Below are 19,985 nucleotides of genomic sequence, written 5' to 3'. Positions count from 1 at the left end.
CAAATTACACCATAATTTAGAAAGAATGAGCAGGATTTCAACTGTTTTACTAGCATTTTTTTTGTGCTTCTGGTTAGGAGCGGAAGGAAATTTGCTGGCGCAAAGTGATCCTAATGCAAAGCGGCGTGTCACTGCTTCCTATTTATTAAAAGGAGGCTATGTCGTCACCGCTCCGGGCAAGAGCCCCGAGGCACTAGACATTCACATTAATGAGGGGCTCATCGAGCAGGTGGGTAAAAACCTTAAAGTACCGGTAGGCACTCAGACGCTTCTACTGGACTCACTCTTTATTTATGCGGGCTTCTTGGATGCGGCCAGCTATGCAGGCGTCAGCACGCCCCCCAGTGGAGAGCGCCCTTCCAACTTCGACTACACCTCCCCTCCTGACGAGCTCGCAGGTATCAGCCCATGGATGGATGTAACAGACTTTATGGATATGCGTAACCAAGCGATTAAAGATGCACGCAAGGCTGGATTCACCCTAGGACATATGATCCCGCAGGGAGGTATGCTTCCGGGCAAAAGTGCTTTGGTGGTTTTCGGCGAAGAAGATCGTATCAACAGCATCCGTAAGGAAGTTACGGCAGTAGCGAAATTCCGTGGGGCTCGAGGCATGTATCCGGGCACACCGCTCGGTGTCATGGCAAAATTCCGTGATCTTTATAAAAATACCGAACTTGCAGCACGTCATGAACGTCTCTTCGCGAATGCCGGCAACATGCAGCGGCCTGCGGTAACCAAAACTCAGCGCGCGCTATTTCCTGTCGTAGACCAGCAGCTGACAGTCGCCTTTCAGGTGAGTAATGACCTGGAGGCGCGGCGCGCGATGCGCTTGCAAAAGGAGCTTGGCTTCAATCTTATGTTACTTGGTGTCGATGATGTCGATTACCTAGTAGACGAGTTGAAGGCGACCAAGATGCGTGTTGTGCTCAAGCCCTCGCTACCGAAGGAACCGAAAGCTGGCGATGCAGACGCTTCACCAGAGGTGAAGGCACGCTTAGAAAAGGTGCAAGAAGCCTACACGCAAAAGGTACAGCAGGCCGCCACACTGGCGGATAACGGCATCCTTTTCGCTTTCGGGACGATGGAAACAAAGGCAGGTGATGCCCTTCCATCCATTCGCAAAATGGTGGCCGCGGGCCTAAAAGAGGAGGCTGCACTTGCTGCACTCACGACGAATCCCGCACGCATCCTGGGTGTAGATAATTTTATCGGCCGTATCGAGAAAGGAAAATTAGCCAACTTCACGATCAGTACTGCACCCGTTTTTTCGGAGGATGCCCAAATTAAACATGTCATCGCCGATGGTTTTGTATACGATTATGAGGTGAGTCAAAAGAAGAAAGCCGCTGGCAATGGTCAGGCTGCACCCGGCATCACAGGAGAGTGGGACTACGAAAGCACCACGCCTGCTGGGAGTGGTGGTGGAACCATGACCATCAGCCGAGAAGGTGAGCGCTACTCGGGCACCATCACCTACGATGATCCCGCAGGTGGCGGAAAGGCAAGTGCTAGCATGCAGAATATCGAATTTAACGAAGGCAAACTGCGGTTTTCCTTCGATGTCTCGGCGGCAGGCATGGAACTGCAGGTACGCGTAAGTGGGGACGTGGCTGGCAGCAGCTTCACAGGAACGATGAACATCGCTGACTTCGGCACTTTCCCGCTTAGTGCTGAAAAAAAACCAACGCTTTAATTTCACACAGATGTATCAAAAGTCTTTCATACTCAGTATATGTTGCGCGCTCTGGGCCTTTTGCGCTTCCGCGCAAACCCCAAAAGGAGACGTGCTCATAAAAAATGCTACTGTTCTGACAGTCACGCAGGGCACTTTGGAAAATACAGATATCCTTGTAGAAAAGGGCATCATTCGCCGTATCGGTAAGGGGCTGAATGCTGGGAGCGGCGTTCAGGTAATCGACGCCTCCGGAAAATACGTGATGCCTGGCATCATAGATGCGCACTCGCATGTGGCGCTAGATGCCGTGAATGAGGCTACTTCTCCCATCACCTCCGAGGTGAAAATGGCCGATGTGGTGAATCCATTTGATATCGGCTTATACCGCGCTCTGGCGGGTGGGGTGACCATCTCACATGCGATGCACGGATCGGCCAATGCCATCGGGGGAGAAAATATCACCTTAAAGCATCGCTACGGTACCTTTAATCCTGAAGATCTATTCATGCAGGACGCACCACGGACGATTAAATTTGCCCTAGGCGAAAACCCTACCCGAGTGCATGGGCGAGGGAACAACAAGCAGCCAAGAACCCGCATGGGGGTAGAGGCTGTAATTCGAAATGGTTTTAAAGAAGCCCAGCAGTACCAAGCACGATGGAAAGCTTATGAAGAGGCGCGTAAGGTAGCGGGTGCCAAGCCTACCCCTCCTGCCTACGATGAGCGCCTGCAGACACTCGCCGACATTTTAGATGGCAAGGTCATCATCCACTGCCACTCGTATCGCGCAGATGAGATTTACATGCTGATTAAGGTTTGTCGTGAATTTGATATCACGAATATCGTTTTCTCTCACGTAAATGAAGGCTTCAAGGTGGCCCCAGAGTTAGCGGAATACACCATGGGCGCCTCCATTTTCGCTGACTGGTGGGCGTATAAGTTTGAAGTATACTATTCGACAGCCTATAACGCGGCCATCCTGACAGAGAACGGGGTCATCACCTCTATTAATTCCGACTCGGGAGAGCTCATTCGACATCTCTACCATGAAGCCGCGAAAGCGCAGCGCTATGGAGAGCTAAGCGATGATGAAACGCTGGCACTCATCACGATAAATCCTGCTAAGCAGCTGGGAATCGCCGATAAAGTAGGCAGCATCGAAGTCGGCAAGCAGGGTGACTTGGTCATCTTTAATGAACATCCTCTTTCCGTCTATGCGATCCCACAGATGACCTTTATCGATGGTAAGAAGTATTTTGACATCGACGAAGACCCTAACGATATGCGTTTGAAAGTGAGCGCTGAGGATCGCGTAGAGCCGATTTTCTTAAAAGAGCACGACCATCGCTGTATGCATGGTGTGGATTTCTTTTTCACGAATTTTGGTAGAAATTTATTTGAACACGAACATTAAGTCCAGCGATTATGCGATTGATACGACTACTACTCATGAGTCTTGCCTTAATGGCGCCTACCCTGCTTTGGGCGCAGTTTGATGGTGAGTTCATCAAGCCTCGAAGTGGGCGCTTTTTATTACAAAATGGTACTGTCTACACCGTTAGCGGACCCGTCTTACAGGATACCGATGTGCTCTTGGCGGACGGAAAGATTTTGGCCATCGGCCAAAACCTATCTGCAGAAGGTGCCGAAATTATAGACTGCAGCGGGATGAGCATCTATCCAGGACTGGTCGATGGGGGCAGCCGGCTGGGCTTGGTGGAAGTGGGCTCACTGGCTGAAACACAAGATTATCAGGAAATCGGTGACGTGAAGCCGAATATGCAGGCGCTGACGGCCGTCAACCCGAATTCAGTGGCGATCCCTGTAACGCGCGTAAGTGGTGTCACGACGACCTTGGCGATGCCTTCGGGAGGTCTTTTCCCAGGAACGGCGGCGCTCATTAATTTAAACGGTTATACCCCGGATCAAATGTATGCGGGCTTCAAAGGCGTCGTGCTGAATTTCCCTTCCTCGGCACGTCGTTCGACCTGGGATAGACGCTCAGACGAAGATATCAAGAAGGAGTCGGACTTAGCCCAGAAGTCACTGAATGAGGTTTGGGAAAAGGCCACACTTTATCATGAACTGACAGAAAAAGGGGCTACCCTTACCTATTACCCAGAAATGGAGCATTTAGCAAAGGTGATCGCAGGAGAGCTCCCACTACTAGTGGAAGCGAATGCAGCACAGGACATCCTAAATGCAATCGCTTGGATAAAAGAGAAAAAAGTACGCGCTATCCTAACGGGTGTCGCGGAAGGATGGAGAGTAGCAGAGGATATCGCCAAGTCCGGCTTGCCTGTTATCACAGGCCCGATGCTTTCTATACCTACACGCCAATCAGACCGCTACGATGCAGCATACACGAATCCTGGTAAGATGGCCAAAGCAGGTGTTAAAGTAGTCATCCGGTCTAACGACGCAGAAAACACACGTAATCTGCCGTTCAATGCAGGATTTGCTGCCGCCTATGGAATGGGGAAAGAAGAAGCGCTTAAAGCTGTTACCTTACATGCCGCCGAGGTATTCGGCGTAGATGACCGCATGGGTAGCATACAGGAAGGGAAAGATGCTACTCTTTTAGTAGCCACTGGAGATCCATTCGAAACACGCTCTCAAATTAAACATGTATTCATTCAGGGATATCGTGTTCCTATGAGTAATAGGCAAATCCGACTCTATCAAGAGTTTTTGGAACGCTCACCGGGTTTAGAAGCCCAAGGAGCTACACAGAAGTAAAGAAAAAAATGATAAGCCGCATGTATTTGCGGCTTTTTTTTTCTACCTTGGATTAGGAAAGATACATTGCTCTGCTTGAAAACTATTGGGGAGCGTAGTCACTGAAGTAAAACCATGAGATCCTTAAAAATCTTACTTGTTGAGGATGGTAGAGTAACCCAGGTAATTGGTAAAAATTACTTGGAGAAGCATCGTGACTGCTACGATGAGCTAATCATTAAAGAAAATGGCGCAGAGGCTTGGGCCTATTTGACCAGTCAGCTGGAAGAAAACCGTTTGCCGGGGCTCATCATTTTAGACATTAACATGCCGATCATGGATGGCTGGGAGTTGCTCATGAATATGCAAGAGGTCCCCACTTTAGCTCGTATTCCGGTTTGTATGCTCAGCAGTTCAGTGGACCCTCTCGATATCACGCGCTCCACGAGTTTTCGGCAGGTCAAACATTACTTCACGAAGCCTCTAAAACAGCAGGACATCCCGAAACTTCTTGAGTTTTTAGAAACGACCTAAACAGTATCTTATCTTTAAGATCATCTAGCTGTATACATTCGGGTTTTCATCTATTTTTTTCGCCGGTTACTTCTAAAGCAAAGCGACGCTTTCCATGCAGTTCGTAATCTAACCTATAAAAAGTCCCCACAATAAAACGTGAAAAACAGTGATACTCCCCTTCTGAGAAGCTTCCCGAGATGATTTTTGATTCCTGATCGTTTTTGCCGTACATTTGCAGTCTTAAAGACTAATTTGAACGTATGATCTCTGTTGATAATCTTTCCTTAAAGTTTGGAAAACGCACACTTTTTGACGAAGTCAATGTAAAATTCACTCCTGGCAACTGTTATGGGGTTATCGGAGCCAATGGTGCAGGAAAATCCACTTTTTTAAAGATTTTATCAGGAGAAATCGATAGTACCAGTGGGCAGATTTCGATCACTCCGGGCCAGCGTATGGCGGTCCTCAAGCAAAATCACTTCGAATTCGACGAAATGGAGGTGCTGAAAACCGTTATCATGGGACATAAGAAACTCTATGCCATCATGGAAGAAAAAGATGCCATTTATTTAAAGGCAGATTTTTCAGAAGAAGACGGGATACGTGCTTCTGAGCTCGAGGGTGAATTCGCCGAAATGGATGGCTGGAATGCAGAATCCGATGCCGCCGCCCTGCTCAGTGGTCTTGGCATCTCGGAAAACCTGCACTATGAGCAGATGAAAAACCTGGCAGGGAACCAAAAAGTACGCGTGCTTCTCGCGCAAGCACTATTCGGGAACCCGGATATTTTGATTCTCGATGAGCCGACAAACGACCTAGATGCGGAAACCATTAAATGGCTCGAAGACTTTTTAGTCAACTTTAAAAACTTGGTGATCGTAGTCTCCCACGACCGACATTTCCTCGATGAAGTGTCTACGCATATCGTAGACATCGACTTTGCCAAAATCCGAATATACTCAGGTAACTATACTTTCTGGTATGAATCTTCCCAGCTCGCTGCGAAGCAGCGTTCGGATCAAAACAAGAAAGTAGAAGAAAAGCGAAAAGAGCTTCAGGAGTTTATCATGCGCTTTTCTGCAAATGTGGCTAAGTCCAAGCAGGCGACAGCACGAAAGAAAATGCTTGAAAAATTAAATGTGGACGACATTCAGCCTTCTACGCGAAAATATCCCGGTATTCAGTTCAAACAGGAGCGTGAAGCGGGTGATCAGCTCTTCATGTCTGAAGCACTCGAATTACGTGAGGCAGGTACTACCTACTTTACGGATGTCAACCTTATGGTAGAGAAGGGAGATAAGATCGCTTTCATTTCTAAAACCAAGCAGGCGGTCACGAAATTTTTTCAAACCATCATGGGAGACCTGAATGCTCACTCCGGTAGCTTTAAATGGGGCGTCACCATCCAAAAAGCATACCTTCCTAATGATAACTCTGAGTTTTTTAAGAGCGACTTGAACCTAATTGACTGGCTTTCACAGTTTAGCAGCAACCAAGAGGAAGCCTATGTACGTACTTTCCTGGGCCGTATGCTTTTCACTGGAGAAGAAACGCTGAAAAAAGCTTCTGTCCTTTCGGGAGGAGAAAAGGTGCGCTGCATGGTATCCAAGATGATGCTTCAAAACCCTAACTTCCTCATCCTCGATGAGCCCACGAATCATTTAGACCTAGAAAGTATCACGGCCTTTAATAATGCCATCATCGAATTTGGCGGCACCGTATTCCTTTCCTCTTATGACCACGCTTTCGTCACTTCTTCTGCAAACCGTATTATCGAATTTACGCCGAAAGGTACGATCGACCGCAGGATGAACTACGATGATTATTTAGAAAGTGAGGAAATCAAAGCCCTGCGGGCCAGTATGTACAGTTAAGGGAAAAGGGGGAATTGTTACTAGCAGCGATTACGGTTTACATCGCGTTAACACTGGGTGTGGGAGCCTATACCGCGCGCTTTGTGAAACGCTCGAAGGATTTTGTGTTAGCAGGCAGGCAACTGCCTGTTTTTCTCTCCTCTGCAGCACTTTTTGCTACGTGGTTTGGCTCGGAAACGATTTTCGGAGCCTCTTCTGAGTATTTAGAGCATGGACTTCAGGGGGTTATCGAGGACCCTTTCGGCGGCGCGCTCTGTCTCATTTTGTTTGGGCTCTTTTACCTAAAGCCCATGTATAAAATGGATGTACTGACCATCGGAGCAGTTTACAAAAAGCTTTTTGGGCCAAGAATCGAACTGCTGGCCTCCATTTTTATGATCCCTGCCTACTTCGGCTATGTAGCAGCCCAGCTTGTGGCGATGGCCCTGATATTCAGTAGCATCACCGATTTCACCTTGGTAGAAGGTGTTCTCATCGGTGCTGTCATCGTCGTGGTATATACCTATATGGGCGGCATGTGGGCGATTTCCATTACCGACTTTATCCAAACCTCCTTGATCATCATCGGGCTGGCCTGGGTAGCTTACATGGTGGCCGCTGATGCCGGTGGTGTGGGCGTCATTCTCGACAGCGCCCCAGAAGGTAGTTTTCAAGTTCTTCCCGATCCGAATCCCATATCCTGGCTAAATTACCTTGGCGCCTGGATGATTTTAGGTCTGGGATCCATCCCCTCTCAGGATATCTACCAGCGCGTCATGTCCTCGAAAAGTGAGCGCGTCGCTTTTCAGTCCACCCTCATCGCCGGCAGTATGTACCTGACGCTGGGGCTTCTGCCTTTGTTTATTGCCCTGGGGGCAAAATACCTCTATCCGGAACTCTACCTAGCCGACAAACAGTTTTTACTGCCCTCTATGGTGCTCAACCATAGCAGTATTTTCGTTCAAATCCTATTTTTCGGCGCTCTGCTCTCCGCCATTATGAGTACCACCAGCTCCGGACTCCTGGCCCCCGCTGCCGTCATCGGGGAAAATATCATTCGCCCTATCTGGGGCAAAGACTGGAGCGATCGCCGCTTTCTCTGGACGTTACGCTTAAGCATCGTAGGGGTGGCCATTGTTGCGATTGCGCTGGCACTTTATAAAGCGAATATCTACGAACTCGTAGCAGACGCCTCTATCTTACTGCTGGTCTCTTTATTCGTACCGCTAACCGCTGGTCTATACTGGAAAGACGCCCGCGAAAAAGGTGCTTACTGGTCTATTATCGGTGGAATGGCCGCCTACTTACTCTTACTACAAGTGCCGCTTCCCATTTATGCACATATTCCGGCACTCGGCGTCAGTATTCTGGGCATGCTGATCGGCAGCTGGACAACCCCTAAACCAATAGCCTCATGAGCAACTACCCCCTCCTCCGTCTGAAAAAAGGCAAAGAAATTTCCATCAGCAGAAAACATCATTGGATATTTTCCGGAGCGATACTCTCCGATGTGGAGCAGCTAAACTCCGGAAGCCTTGTCACCGTGGCTGATGCCGCTGGTAAGGCTTTGGCCACAGGACATTTTCAGTTCGGCTCTATCATGGTCCGACTACTCAGCTTCACGCCTAGGGAAATCAATCTGGACTTTTGGGTAGAAAAACTCTCTGAGGCTTGGCAGCTGCGCCGAGAACTCGGGCTGGTAAGAGCAGCAGCCACCAACCTCTTCCGCTGGGTACATGGTGAAGGAGATGGACTCCCAGGACTGATCATCGACGTCTTCGACCAGGTAGCGGTGATCCAAACCCATCAGGTGGGCATGCATGCCCATGTGGCAGAAATCGCCGAAGCGATTCGTCGGGTAGCCGGCGACAGCATCCATGCCATCTACGATAAAAGTAAAGAAACACTTCCTGCCGATTATGCCTGCACGAATAGCTGGCTATGGGGAGACAAGCAACATTTAACCGCTGTAGAACATGGGATTCGCTATGCCATCGACGTGGAAAAAGGTCAGAAAACCGGTTTCTTTATCGACCAAAGAGAAAATAGAGCGCTCCTCGGCAGCTTGTCGGCAGGAAAATGCGTCCTGAACACCTTTTCCTACTCCGGAGGGTTCTCTCTGGCAGCACTAAAAGGCGGTGCCGCTAAGGTCTGTTCGGTGGATATTTCCGCGCAGGCGATACAGTTAGTCCAAGAAAATATCGCCTTAAACCCTGAGTTATCTGGGGCACATGAGGCCCTCACCGCAGATGTTATCCCCTACCTAAAAGACATCCAGGCAGAGGATTTCGATATTATCGTACTCGACCCCCCCGCTTTCGCTAAAAACATAAAGGCGCGCCACCGCGCAGTCCAAGCCTACAAGCGCCTAAATGCGACCGCCCTACGCAAAATCAAGCCCGGGGGGCTGCTCTTCACGTTCAGTTGCTCCCAAGTCGTGGATAAGGCCCTCTTCACGCATACCATCACCGCAGCCGCACTGGAAGCCGGCCGCGCTGTCCGCATCCTTAAACATCTTGAGCAACCGGGAGATCATCCCGTAAACATTTTCCACCAAGAAACCAGTTATCTGAAGGGCTTGCTTCTTTATGTCAGTTAAGCATAAAAGGATTTGTTCCCGAAAAGGAAAGTAGTATTTTTAAAAAAAAGTTGTGGAGATACGTATCATCGTGGCGGCCGCTCGCAATCAAGCCATCGGGCTAAAGAGTGGGATGCCTTGGAAGCTTTCAGAAGATTTAAAGCGCTTTAAAGCACTAACTATGGGCCACTGGATGCTTATGGGCAGAAAAACCTTTGACAGCTTAGGCCGTACCCTTCCGGGTAGGATATCTGCGGTCATTACACGAAACCCATCGTTTGCTTTGCCCGAAGGGCATCACGTCTTCCATAGTCTGGAAGAAGCACTCGCAGGGGCGGAGGCCGCGGGCCAAAGCTGCATTTACCTCATCGGTGGTGGGGAGATTTACCGGCAGGGGCTGCCCTTCGCCACCCACCTGGAACTCACGGAGGTCGACGCTGAACCGGAGGCGGACACCTTTTTCCCCGCCTTCTCAGAGGCAGAATGGCAGGAAAATGAGGTGAGCCCTTGGTATCCGGCCGATGAGCGCCACAGTTACCCCTACCGGTTTCGCACGCTGATCCGAAAAGAAAAGTTATGAAAAAACCTGTAGCCTGGATCACAGGCGCCTCCTCCGGCATAGGGGAAGCCCTAGCCTACACACTTAACTTACAGGGGTATAGGCTTATCCTTTCCGCGCGTAATGCAGAAGCCCTGCAGGCGGTAGCCTCTCGATGCAGCTACCCAGAGGAGGTGTATGTGCTTCCACTGGACTTAAGCAAGTCTAGCTTGGCCACAGCCTATGTGGCACAGGCTATTGACTATTTCGGCCAGGTCGACCTGCTCGTAAATAATGGAGGCATTAGCCAGCGCTCTCGGGTGGATGAGACAGAGCTCGCAGTTGACCGCACCATCATGGAGGTGAATTATTTTGGAACCATCGCCCTGACGAAGGCCCTCCTCCCCCACTTCCTAGAACGCGGCAGTGGGCATTTTGCTACAGTGAGTAGCCTGGTTGGGAAATTTGGCACCCCTTACCGCTCGGCCTATGCCGCCTCTAAGCATGCCCTCCACGGCTTTTTTGACTCTCTACGTGCCGAGCTGTATCCCCTCCCGATTCACGTAACGCTCCTCTGTCCTGGATTTATTCATACGCAGGTTTCTGTAAACGCCCTCACGGGCAAAGGCCAGCAACTAGGTGAAATGGATGAGGCCCAAGCGAAGGGGATGTCAGCAGCAGCCTGCGCAGCAGCGATTGCCAAGGCCATTCGAACTAAAAAACAAGAAGTGACTATAGGCGGAAAAGAGCGCTTTGGCGTCCTGCTGAAACGTTTTTTCCCCAGACTATTTGCAAAATTAATTACCCGAACACGCGTCAGATAATATGGCATACCAAGAAGTCAGTGCAGCCATCATCGCTGTAGGAGATGAATTACTTTACGGGCAGATCGTGGACACGAATAGCCAGTGGATCAGCCAAAGTCTAGATCGTATCGGCGTCCGTGTGGTCCTACGCCTGACGGTCGGGGATAATGAGGCGGACATGCTGGCGGCGTTTCGGCAGGCGGAGGAGCGCGCAGATGTGGTGCTGATTACAGGTGGTTTAGGGCCTACTAATGATGATTTAACCAAGCCGCTACTGGCCAAGTATTTTGGCAGCAGCTTGGCGCTGGTGCCAGAGGCGCTCGAATCCGTTCGCCAGTTTTTCGAAAAGCGTGGCCGACCGCTTACACGACTAAATGAACTACAGGCCCATCTGCCCACGAACTGCCGCTATGTAGAAAATAGCATGGGCACCGCGCCGGGAATGTGGTTTCACGAACGGGGCACTTACTGGATGTCCATGCCCGGGGTACCCTACGAGATGAAACACCTGATGGAACATTTCGTACTGCCGGAATTAAAAAGATGTTTTCCGCTACCGATGATTTACCATAAGGTCATCAAGACCGTAGGCATAGGCGAAAGTTGGCTGGCGGAAGTTTTGCAAGACTGGGAGTCGGCACTGCCTGCACACATTAAGCTGGCCTATTTACCTTCCTTAGGGCATGTCAAGCTGCGTCTTTCTGCCTTTGGCGAAGAGCAGGACAGCCTGGTGAGTGACGTCAGCGAGCAGATCGAGGCGGCGCTACCACTCATCGGCAAGTACATTTATGGCTATGATGACGATAGCCTATCCGAGGCTGTGGGCCGACTTTTGCGGCAGCAGAAAAAAACAGTCGCCCTAGCAGAAAGTTGTAGTGGTGGCTATATAGCGCATATGCTCACCGAAATTCCGGGTGCTTCGGCCTATTTCGAGGGAGGCATTATTCCTTACCATAACCGCCATAAGGCTGGGCTGTTAAACGTTTCGGAGCAGGTGCTGGCGCACAAAGGTGCCGTAAGTGAGGAAACGGTCGCGCAGATGGCCGAAGGAGTGCGCCGGCAGTTTGGGAGTGATATCGGCTTATCGAGTAGTGGTATCGCGGGACCTTCCGGTGGCTGGGCTGAAAAACCCGTGGGCACCGTGTGGATCGCCTGCGCTACAGAGAAGGGAGTGCGGACGAAAAAGCTACAGCTGACGGCTGATCGAGGGCTGAATATACGTCTCACAGGGATCTCGGTGCTGAATTTGCTCCGGCAGGAGCTAGCAAACATTTCAGAATAAAAATTTTATTTTCGATTTTGAAAAGCCCGAAATAAAATATAATTTTATAAGTCAGAAATAAACCCAATTAAATAAAGACTATGGCAACGATAGAAATGGTGATGCCCAAAATGGGTGAGAGTATTATAGAGGGGACCATCCTGACCTGGTTAAAGCAGGAAGGGGATACCATCGAGCAAGATGAATCGGTTTTAGAGGTCGCCACGGACAAAGTAGATACAGAGGTACCCGCCCTAGAAGGCGGTATTTTAAAGAAAATATTAGTAAAAGAAGGTGATGTCGTGGCGGTGGGTGCACCGATAGCGCTCATCGAAACAGATGCCGCTGCAGCAGAGGCATCTACTCCTGCTCAGCCGGCTTCAGAAACGGCGGCCGTAACTCAGACCACAGTGGCTCCAGCCCTTACGGAGAGCCTAGTGACAGCCTCTGGCGCGCAGCCTACTGTAGGAGCATCAGATGACCGCTTTTATAGCCCCCTTGTGCAGAGCATTGCCAAGGAAGAAGGGATAGGCGCTGCGGAATTAGCAGGTATTCCTGGCACTGGAAAGGAGGGTCGTGTTACAAAAAACGATATGCTGGCCTATTTAAAAAATCGCAATCAAGCGCCAGCAGAACCAGCGGCTCCGGCGACAGCAGCTACCCGTGATGTAGCAGAGGCTCCCGTAGCAGCCACAGCGGCACCAAGTACAGCACCGAAACCACAGCCAGTAAGCATCAGCGCGGGAGATGAGATCATCGAGATGGATCGAATGCGCAAAATGATCGCGCAGCGTATGGTGGATTCCAAGCGTATTTCCCCGCATGTGACCTCCTTCGTAGAAGCCGATGTGACGAATATCGTTTTATGGAGAAATAAGGTTAAAGACGCCTATAAGAAACGGGAAGGCGAATCGCTGACCTTTACTCCCTTCTTCGTAGAAGCAGTAGCCAAAGCCATTAGAGATTTCCCAATGATCAATATTTCGGTAGATGGTGAACGTATTATCAAAAAACGTGACATCAACATCGGCATAGCGGTAGCACTCCCTACGGGTAACTTGATCGTTCCGATCATCAAGCAAGCAGATCAGTACAATTTAAGTGGCTTATCGAAAAAAGTAAATGACTTAGCAGTTCGAGCGCGGAATAATAAGCTTAGCCCAGATGAACTTGCGGGAGGAACCTATACGATTTCTAATGTAGGTTCTTTCGGTAACGTAATGGGTACGCCGATTATTCCGCAGCCACAGGTAGCCATCTTGGCAGTGGGGGCGATCACGAAAAAACCTGCGGTGGTAGAAACGCCTACAGGCGATGTGATTGCGATACGGCATAAGATGTTCCTCTCTCACTCGTACGACCATCGTGTGGTAGATGGCTCCTTAGGAGGTATGTTTGTTCGTCGCGTAGCGGATTATCTAGAGGCCTTCGATCTCGACATGCAACTGTAACTGAGAAAAAGATAAATTAAATTATATAAAGAGCGCTTTTGTATAAAAGCGCTCTTTTTTAGTTTACAATTTAATTCTATTTAAAGTAGCATGCAGTAAACATAAACCTATTTACCATATAGGTTTATTATGTTTCATAGAGCTTGTAATGTTTATTCTTTAGGTAATATCTACACTTATTATAAGGATCGTGCTACACGTTTACATTTTTACGTTTTATGTACACTATTACAATTCCTTTAAATCGAAATATTAAACGTTTATCATCAAAACTGAACTAGGCCTTATGTTTTAAACAACTCTCTAAAAACTTGATCGTATAACCAAGGAATTAAATCCAATTATATGTTTACAAGAAAAAACAATCTTTTCAGGCTATTAAACGTCACCCTGTTTACATGCCTGCTCACTGTACTAACAGGAGGACTAGCTCTAGCGCAGCGCGATGGTCGTGAAGCGAAAAAAGAGAAGGAAGCATTGTATGCGGATCCTCAGTGGAGAAAGGAAAATTACATCATCAACAGGGACTCTGCTGGTGCTAACCCTTACTATGCATTACAAAAGTTAATGTGGGGGAATAAGCGTTTTGTGGAGAGTAGAAGTATTCATCCAAGACAAGATGCAGATGTAATCAACGCACTTTCCAAGGGTCAAGCTCCATTCGCTACTATCGTAGGCTGCAGTGACTCTCGTGTATCCGCTGAAATTTTATTCGACCAGGGATTCGGTGACTTATTCGTAACTCGAACAGCTGGCCAGGTAATGGCACAGGCTTCTTATGGCACGATTGAATTTGCCTCTGGTGTTCTTGGAACAAAACTCATCGTTGTTTTAGGCCATACGTATTGTGGTGCGGTAGATGCTGCGATCAAGCTTCCTGAGAATCCTCCGGGGCACGTGGTTACCTTAATTAACAGCATTAAGCCTGCTACTAAGCGTTATTTTGGCGTAAGCGATAATTTACTAAACTTCGCTGTAAAGCAAAACGTAATCAATCAAGTGAATGAATTGCGAGAATTAGAGCCTATGCTTTCTCGTATGTACTACAATGGTGAGATTGTCATCGTGGGTGCTGTCTATGACCTTGAGTCAGGAAAAGTAGAGTTTTTAGAAGAGACCTTAACCGATCTACCTTCCTCTAAATTCTCTAAAAGAGACATCATGGGTCTATAAGAGTCTTTACTTTCTAGCGTCACTCTTTAGAAAGAGTGACGCTTCTTTATGTACATTAAACGCTTCTTTCACCTTTAAGCCTGTATGAAAAAATACATTTTACGATTACTTTGCTTCGTACTTCTATTCTTTGCCGGAGAGCGAGCCGTCTACAGTCAAGTGCCTGAAACTGGTAACTGGTTAATTTATTTCGGCAACCAGAATTTCGGGAACAACAAGTGGGTGTTTCACAATGAAATTCAGTACCGAAACTATAACTTCGTTGGTAACACTGAACAATTACTTATTCGTACAGGTATAGGTCGATACCTTACGGAGAACAACAATATTCTTTCTGCTGGTTATGCCTTCATTCATACACGTCCACTTGGTGAGCTAGATGGCATTTTAGATGTAGTAGAGGATCGAGCTTTCGATGAGCATCGCTTATGGCAACAGTTTTGGAGTCGCCAGAATGTAGGCCGTCTGGTTTTGATTCACCGTTATCGCTTCGAGCAGCGTTTTTTCGGAGACGATGACTTCAGAATGCGTTGGCGCTATTTCTTGGGTGCTAACTTCCCTTTAAACAAAAACAGAATGGGAGAAGATACTTGGTATTTATCGGCGTATAACGAGATATTCCTTAATTCAAACCAAGAAGATAATCCAGCTATCTTCGATCGTAACCGCCTTTATGGGGCTATCGGCTACCAGACGAGTCCGCGCCTCCGCTTTGAGGTAGGTTTTATGCGCCAAAGCACAAATAACCCTCTATTCACGCGTAATCAATTGCAATTTGTAATCTTCAACAACCTGCCTTTCGGACAGCGGTAGTTTCCGCAGAATGAGCATGTTCAGCGTGTAAAAGAGCATTACAGCTCGAGAAGGCCCACATCAGAGGCTTACTCCAAGTTGTAATGCTCTTTCTTTTAACAGCTTAGCGATTTGATCAGGGCGTACTGGTTTGGATAAATACGTGTGCATGCCCGCTTTGTATGCTTTTTCTATATCCTCTGTAAATGCATTGGCCGAAAGGCCGATGATAAAGGCATCGGGAGCTAGATTTTCTTCTCGAATTTTTTTGGTTGCCTGAAAGCCATCCATCCGTGGCATTTGAATATCCATAAAGATGACATCATAGCTATTTTCTGTAAGTTTTTCTACAGCCTCTAAACCATCGCGGGCAGTAGCGAAGGAATAGCCCAATTGGTCCATTAATAGCCGCATATATTTAAGATTGATATCATTATCCTCGACAACGAGCAGGCGGAGCGGATATTTTTCGGCCATATTCGTGAAGTCGTCTTCCTCGAAAGGTAATGGGACTTCCACTCGGGTATACTGTTCTTTCGTAGCTGCTTGAGCGAAAATACTAAACATAAAAATAGAGCCTTTTCCGAGGGTACTTTTGATATCAAGATCACCGCCCATCAGTTCGATTAAGCGTTTAGAGATCGCTAGGCCCAGCCCAGTCCCTCCCACAGAGGTATTTTGTACTTGGACGAAGGGCTCTGTCAGCTTTTTAATCTGGTTATTAGGGATCCCTATACCTGAGTCTTCTACTTCAAAGAGAAGTACGATATTTTGGCCAACGATAGGCTCAGAAGTAATCCGCAGTCGTAAAAAACCATTTGGCTTCGAAAACTTAAGCCCGTTTCCGATTAAATTCACGAGGACTTGGCGGAGTTTTTCTTTATCTGCATGGAGCGTCTCAGGTATGGTTCCGGCAATTTTAAACTCCATCTTTACCTGTTTTTCTTCGGCCTGCCGGCTAAACATACGGAAAATCCCAGCTATCTCCTCCCGAATTTGAAAGTTGGAGGGGTGCAGCTCTATCCTACCGGATTCAATTTTAGAATAATCTAATACATCGCTAATGATGTCTTTCAAGGAGATACCAGACTCTTTAATGATTTGGAGATACTGGCGCTGCTGCTCCGTGAGTGGTGTTTTTTCGAAAAGGCTGAGGACTCCCAGCAGCCCATTCATGGGCGTACGAATTTCATGACTCATGCTGGCCAAGAACGTAGATTTCGCACGAGAGGCCTGTTCAGCAGCTTCCATTGCCTCACGAAGGCCCTTTTCCCAAAGTTTTTGGCCGGTGATGTCACGTGCCATGCTGATGACATGGTTCGCATCGAGCATAAAAAATCGCGTTTCAAAAATTCTTTTGCCGATAGGCAGATCAGACTCTAACTCGAAGGTCTGAAGCTTACCCGTTTTTAAGGTCTTTTTAAAGGTGTGCATCACCTTTTCATTTAATGGGGAGGGCAATACTTCTCGGATACTTTTACCTAAACTCTTCTCGGCGGGCGATAACAAAAGCGACTCGTCTTGCACATAATAATCGATGAATACGGCGTCTTGGTCATAGATAAAAATGATGTCGGGCAGGGCATGAAGCACTGAGCGAAGGCGCTCTTCACCTAATTTCATCGCCTCCTCTACAGCATATCTAGAGGAAATATCTGAGCAGAGTCCTACCACACCTGTAAAGGCCCCTTCCTCATTATAGAGAATACGCTCGAAGGTACGCGCACGGCGCACACTTCCATCTTTATGACGAATAAAAAACTCATAGGTCAGAGACTCCTTCCTCTCCTTAATCGCCTGCTGAAACACTTGGCCATAGTCTTCCACTGTCGTATCGTCTAGGTAATCTTTAAAGCCAAGCATAAACTCAGTCTGTGTATAGCCAAAGATTTCTTTGACCTCTTCCCCTACACCAGTGAATTTAAAATATTGATTCTGAAAATAGATGAACCCTTTAGACTCTTGCAGCAGTAGCCGCTGCTTTTCAAATAAATCATTAATCTCTGCTGCGTTTTCTGATAGTAAGCGGGCATTTTTCTCTAAATTTTTTACCCAAAAATAGATCAGTAAAGAAAAGAGCACGACGAGCACAACAAAACCTAAAAACGTAGCCCAGTACCCTCTGTAGATGCCTGCTACTACGCCCTGATGCGGCTGGAAAAACACAAGCCCCATCTGATCGACTAGAGGATATAAACGAAAGGGATAACTGTGCGCCGTACCGCTAATTTGACTATCGGGGGTAGATAAAATGCCAACTTGAGAGACGCGAAGACCACTTGATTGATTGGAAAAAATCACTTGTTGCAGATCATCAGAAAAGACATAATCCTCTAGCTCATCATCAGAAAGCCCTCCTTGAGCCGAATAAAAATGACCATTTTTAAAAAAGATCTTGTATCCCGAAGAGATGTAAAAGGACTTCAGCTGCTGCCGAATAAAATTACGAACACTTACGCGTGCCTCTAAGCGAACAGGTAGCATTTGATGATCTACTAAAACTGTTTTCCCAGAGGCAGGCGGTAAAACGCTTACATTTTTTACATAAAAGTTATTTTGCGCATCAAAAAAATACAGATACTTATCCTGTCTTACATGTAAAATAAGGGAGTCGACCAGATCGTAATGTGAAGTCAATACTCTTCGCAAACGCCTTTCTAACAGCCGGCGCTCCCGGTCATTATCACCTAAGCTACCTTCATCAAGCATGCTGAGTACAAACTGCATGTCCTCATAAAAATTCCCAAATTCCTTCTCTAGCTCATTTGCTGCCAGCTCTACTTGCTTCCGGTAAACCTGCCCTGTGCTGGAGGTATTATTTTCATAAAGTGATTGATAAAAAGTAAATGCCAGGTAGAACGTGAGCAAAAGCACCAGTCCCACTAGTGCTCCGAAGATAAAATTTCCCGCTTTGCTATTTTCTATCACCTTCCTCTTCATAGGGCGCGAAGCTCAAGTACAAACCAATTTAACTTCTCTAAAGGTACTTTTATAACCTCAAACTGCTTATCCTCCATGGTAAATACATCGACTTCAGCACCTTTCTTAAATAAGGTTTCTGCAAGAAGTCGAACCTCAAGTTGTTTACTTTGGAAAAGATTATACGCCTCAGGACGAAAGCTGTCGCGTATGACCGGTTGAATATAGGAGTAATTACGTATTGGCGGTAGGCTAAACATTTCAACGGCAGAGTCTTTTCCTGCCACTAAAACGCCATTTCGATCTACGATGAGTAAAAGCTCATCTGTAGCTCGCAAATAATTTTCGATAATAGTAGAGATGGTGATATCGGCTCCCAGTACAAAGAGCAGCTCCTCACCTCGATAAACAGGGTGTAAGAGGCTCACCATCCACCCCTTGCCGACAGGATCCACGTAGGCCTCCTGAATCCAAACAGGGCCTTTTTCAGGATTATTCAACTCATCCGCCATATAATAGAAATTATAGGTGGTGACATCTAACTCCGCGGTTAGCATGGACTGCGCTTCATAAGGCGGATAAAGTCGATTAATCTGATACTTGGAGTTCAGGTACACCTGAGTGACCAGAGGACTATCCTTTAGCATATTTTTAAAGTGCCTGTCCAGGCGTTCCGTTTGCGCCAGCAACTCAAAACTGCGGATTTTATCCCGGGCTAGTGCCGAAACATAAAGTGAACTTTCCGAAGTATCTGCTCGGGGTAAGGTATTAAAATAATGCTTTCCCAAGTCATACTTCACGCGTAACTCTTGTTCTGAAAATGGAGGCGCATTTTCTATTACTTCCTCCGCTACTAAGGATAAACCCACCATCGCACGCTCCAGCTCGATAAGCTGCGTATAAAAAGACGCTGCAAATCTTTCTGCCGCCGAGACCTCCTCCTGCTTTTCCCCCGGATTACATGCTACAAGAATTAGAAAAAGAAACCAACCGAAATACCAACAACTTAATCGCATAATTTCATAACAAATGACTAAATCTAGCCATTTTCTAATTGAAATCGAAGTTTTTCTCCCATTACCTCAAAATTATTTTTCACGGCATCTAAAAAAGGTGCTGCCAGGAAGCCTTCTAGCTCTTTTTCCTCTAAAATATCCAGCTCGGACACCTTATACGTTTGCTCTAAGGGGCCTAGCTCATACTTGATGATGTATTTATTGTTCCAGGAAAAGATGCTGATCCGGATATCGTCCTGCGTGAATTCTTTTACTACGCGCATACTTACGGTTTCTTTACTTCTGAAGAAAAGGATATTTCTGATTTTAAACTCGCAGACACGGAGCAGTACTTGTCCACCGAGAGACGCACCACCTTTTCGAACTCCTCAGCCGTCGCATCTGGCGACACTAACACGAAATGCATGTGGATCTTTTCATAATAGGCAGGAATGCCCTCATGCCGCTCTCCCTTTACCTGAACAGAAAAATCTGTAATCTCCCGCCGCTTCTTGCGCATCATGAGTACCGCATCCACTGAGGCACAGCCCCCTACTGCAGAAAGCAAAAGATCCATCGGGCTCTGGGCCTGTTTTTCCTCAGGTGCCAACATATCGATGGGTACACGGATACCTTGATCGTTTTTTGCCTCATAGGCATAGTCCGACTGCATACGGACCTCCACTTGTCTTGTCGCCATAATTTTT

Annotated in this window: 17 protein-coding genes; 13 read left to right on the top strand and 4 right to left on the bottom strand. The window is 47.4% G+C overall.

Annotated features, from left to right (window positions below; all coding sequences use genetic code 11):
• Positions 1–61: 61 nt before the first annotated feature.
• From ACXIT9_RS11555 to ACXIT9_RS11495, 13 genes are all read left to right on the top strand, one after another.
• Positions 62–1,696, top strand: coding sequence for an amidohydrolase family protein (locus ACXIT9_RS11555; RefSeq protein ID WP_458056388.1), 1,635 nt, complete (start codon positions 62–64; stop codon positions 1,694–1,696).
• Between the two features lie 10 nt (positions 1,697–1,706).
• The gene (locus tag ACXIT9_RS11550) at positions 1,707–3,092 is read left to right on the top strand and encodes an amidohydrolase family protein (protein WP_458056387.1); all 1,386 of its coding nucleotides are present in this window, start codon (positions 1,707–1,709) and stop codon (positions 3,090–3,092) included.
• Positions 3,093–3,127: 35 nt separating this feature from the next.
• Positions 3,128–4,417 carry an amidohydrolase family protein gene (locus ACXIT9_RS11545; protein ID WP_458056386.1) on the top strand — a complete coding sequence of 430 codons (1,290 nt, stop codon included), beginning with the start codon at positions 3,128–3,130 and terminating at the stop codon, positions 4,415–4,417.
• A 114-nt stretch (positions 4,418–4,531) separates the two neighbouring features.
• Positions 4,532–4,930: a response regulator gene (locus tag ACXIT9_RS11540; protein ID WP_458056385.1), complete on the top strand. Its 399-nt coding sequence runs from the start codon at positions 4,532–4,534 to the stop codon at positions 4,928–4,930.
• Between the two features lie 242 nt (positions 4,931–5,172).
• Complete coding sequence (locus ACXIT9_RS11535; protein WP_458056384.1) at positions 5,173–6,786, top strand: ABC-F family ATP-binding cassette domain-containing protein; 1,614 nt, start codon at positions 5,173–5,175, stop codon at positions 6,784–6,786.
• A 14-nt stretch (positions 6,787–6,800) separates the two neighbouring features.
• The gene (locus ACXIT9_RS11530; protein WP_458056383.1) at positions 6,801–8,183 is read left to right on the top strand and encodes a sodium:solute symporter family protein; all 1,383 of its coding nucleotides are present in this window, start codon (positions 6,801–6,803) and stop codon (positions 8,181–8,183) included.
• Positions 8,180–9,364 carry a class I SAM-dependent rRNA methyltransferase gene (locus tag ACXIT9_RS11525; RefSeq protein ID WP_458056382.1) on the top strand — a complete coding sequence of 395 codons (1,185 nt, stop codon included), beginning with the start codon at positions 8,180–8,182 and terminating at the stop codon, positions 9,362–9,364. The genes ACXIT9_RS11530 and ACXIT9_RS11525 overlap by 4 nt, the downstream gene beginning before the upstream one ends.
• 52 nt (positions 9,365–9,416) lie before the next feature.
• Positions 9,417–9,923: a dihydrofolate reductase gene (locus ACXIT9_RS11520; protein ID WP_458056381.1), complete on the top strand. Its 507-nt coding sequence runs from the start codon at positions 9,417–9,419 to the stop codon at positions 9,921–9,923.
• Positions 9,920–10,705, top strand: coding sequence for an SDR family oxidoreductase (locus ACXIT9_RS11515; RefSeq protein WP_458056380.1), 786 nt, complete (start codon positions 9,920–9,922; stop codon positions 10,703–10,705). Before ACXIT9_RS11520 ends, ACXIT9_RS11515 begins: the two co-directional genes overlap by 4 nt.
• 1 nt (position 10,706) lies before the next feature.
• Complete coding sequence (locus ACXIT9_RS11510; protein WP_458056379.1) at positions 10,707–11,969, top strand: competence/damage-inducible protein A; 1,263 nt, start codon at positions 10,707–10,709, stop codon at positions 11,967–11,969.
• A gap of 80 nt (positions 11,970–12,049) precedes the next feature.
• Positions 12,050–13,399: a dihydrolipoamide acetyltransferase family protein gene (locus ACXIT9_RS11505; RefSeq protein WP_458056378.1), complete on the top strand. Its 1,350-nt coding sequence runs from the start codon at positions 12,050–12,052 to the stop codon at positions 13,397–13,399.
• A 345-nt stretch (positions 13,400–13,744) separates the two neighbouring features.
• Positions 13,745–14,572 carry a carbonic anhydrase gene (locus tag ACXIT9_RS11500; protein ID WP_458056377.1) on the top strand — a complete coding sequence of 276 codons (828 nt, stop codon included), beginning with the start codon at positions 13,745–13,747 and terminating at the stop codon, positions 14,570–14,572.
• Positions 14,573–14,656: 84 nt separating this feature from the next.
• Positions 14,657–15,385, top strand: coding sequence for a DUF2490 domain-containing protein (locus ACXIT9_RS11495; RefSeq protein ID WP_458056376.1), 729 nt, complete (start codon positions 14,657–14,659; stop codon positions 15,383–15,385).
• Positions 15,386–15,445: 60 nt separating this feature from the next.
• Here the strand turns inward: ACXIT9_RS11495 and ACXIT9_RS11490 are convergent, their stop codons facing one another.
• The 4 genes from ACXIT9_RS11490 to ACXIT9_RS11475 are packed head-to-tail and all read right to left on the bottom strand — an operon-like array spanning position 15,446 to position 19,978.
• Positions 15,446–18,304: a response regulator gene (locus tag ACXIT9_RS11490; protein WP_458056375.1), complete on the bottom strand. Its 2,859-nt coding sequence runs from the start codon at positions 18,302–18,304 to the stop codon at positions 15,446–15,448.
• Positions 18,301–19,299, bottom strand: a complete 999-nt coding sequence (locus tag ACXIT9_RS11485; protein ID WP_458056374.1) for a Cache sensor protein — start codon at positions 19,297–19,299, stop codon at positions 18,301–18,303. Before ACXIT9_RS11485 ends, ACXIT9_RS11490 begins: the two co-directional genes overlap by 4 nt.
• 23 nt (positions 19,300–19,322) lie before the next feature.
• The gene (locus tag ACXIT9_RS11480) at positions 19,323–19,562 is read right to left on the bottom strand and encodes a hypothetical protein (RefSeq protein WP_458056373.1); all 240 of its coding nucleotides are present in this window, start codon (positions 19,560–19,562) and stop codon (positions 19,323–19,325) included.
• Between the two features lie 2 nt (positions 19,563–19,564).
• Positions 19,565–19,978, bottom strand: coding sequence for an OsmC family protein (locus ACXIT9_RS11475; RefSeq protein ID WP_458056372.1), 414 nt, complete (start codon positions 19,976–19,978; stop codon positions 19,565–19,567).
• Positions 19,979–19,985 lie beyond the last annotated feature (7 nt).

The organism is Nitritalea sp. (assembly GCF_054166705.1).
Note: the sequence above shows the minus strand (reverse complement) of the source record. Positions and strands in the feature narration are given on the sequence as shown.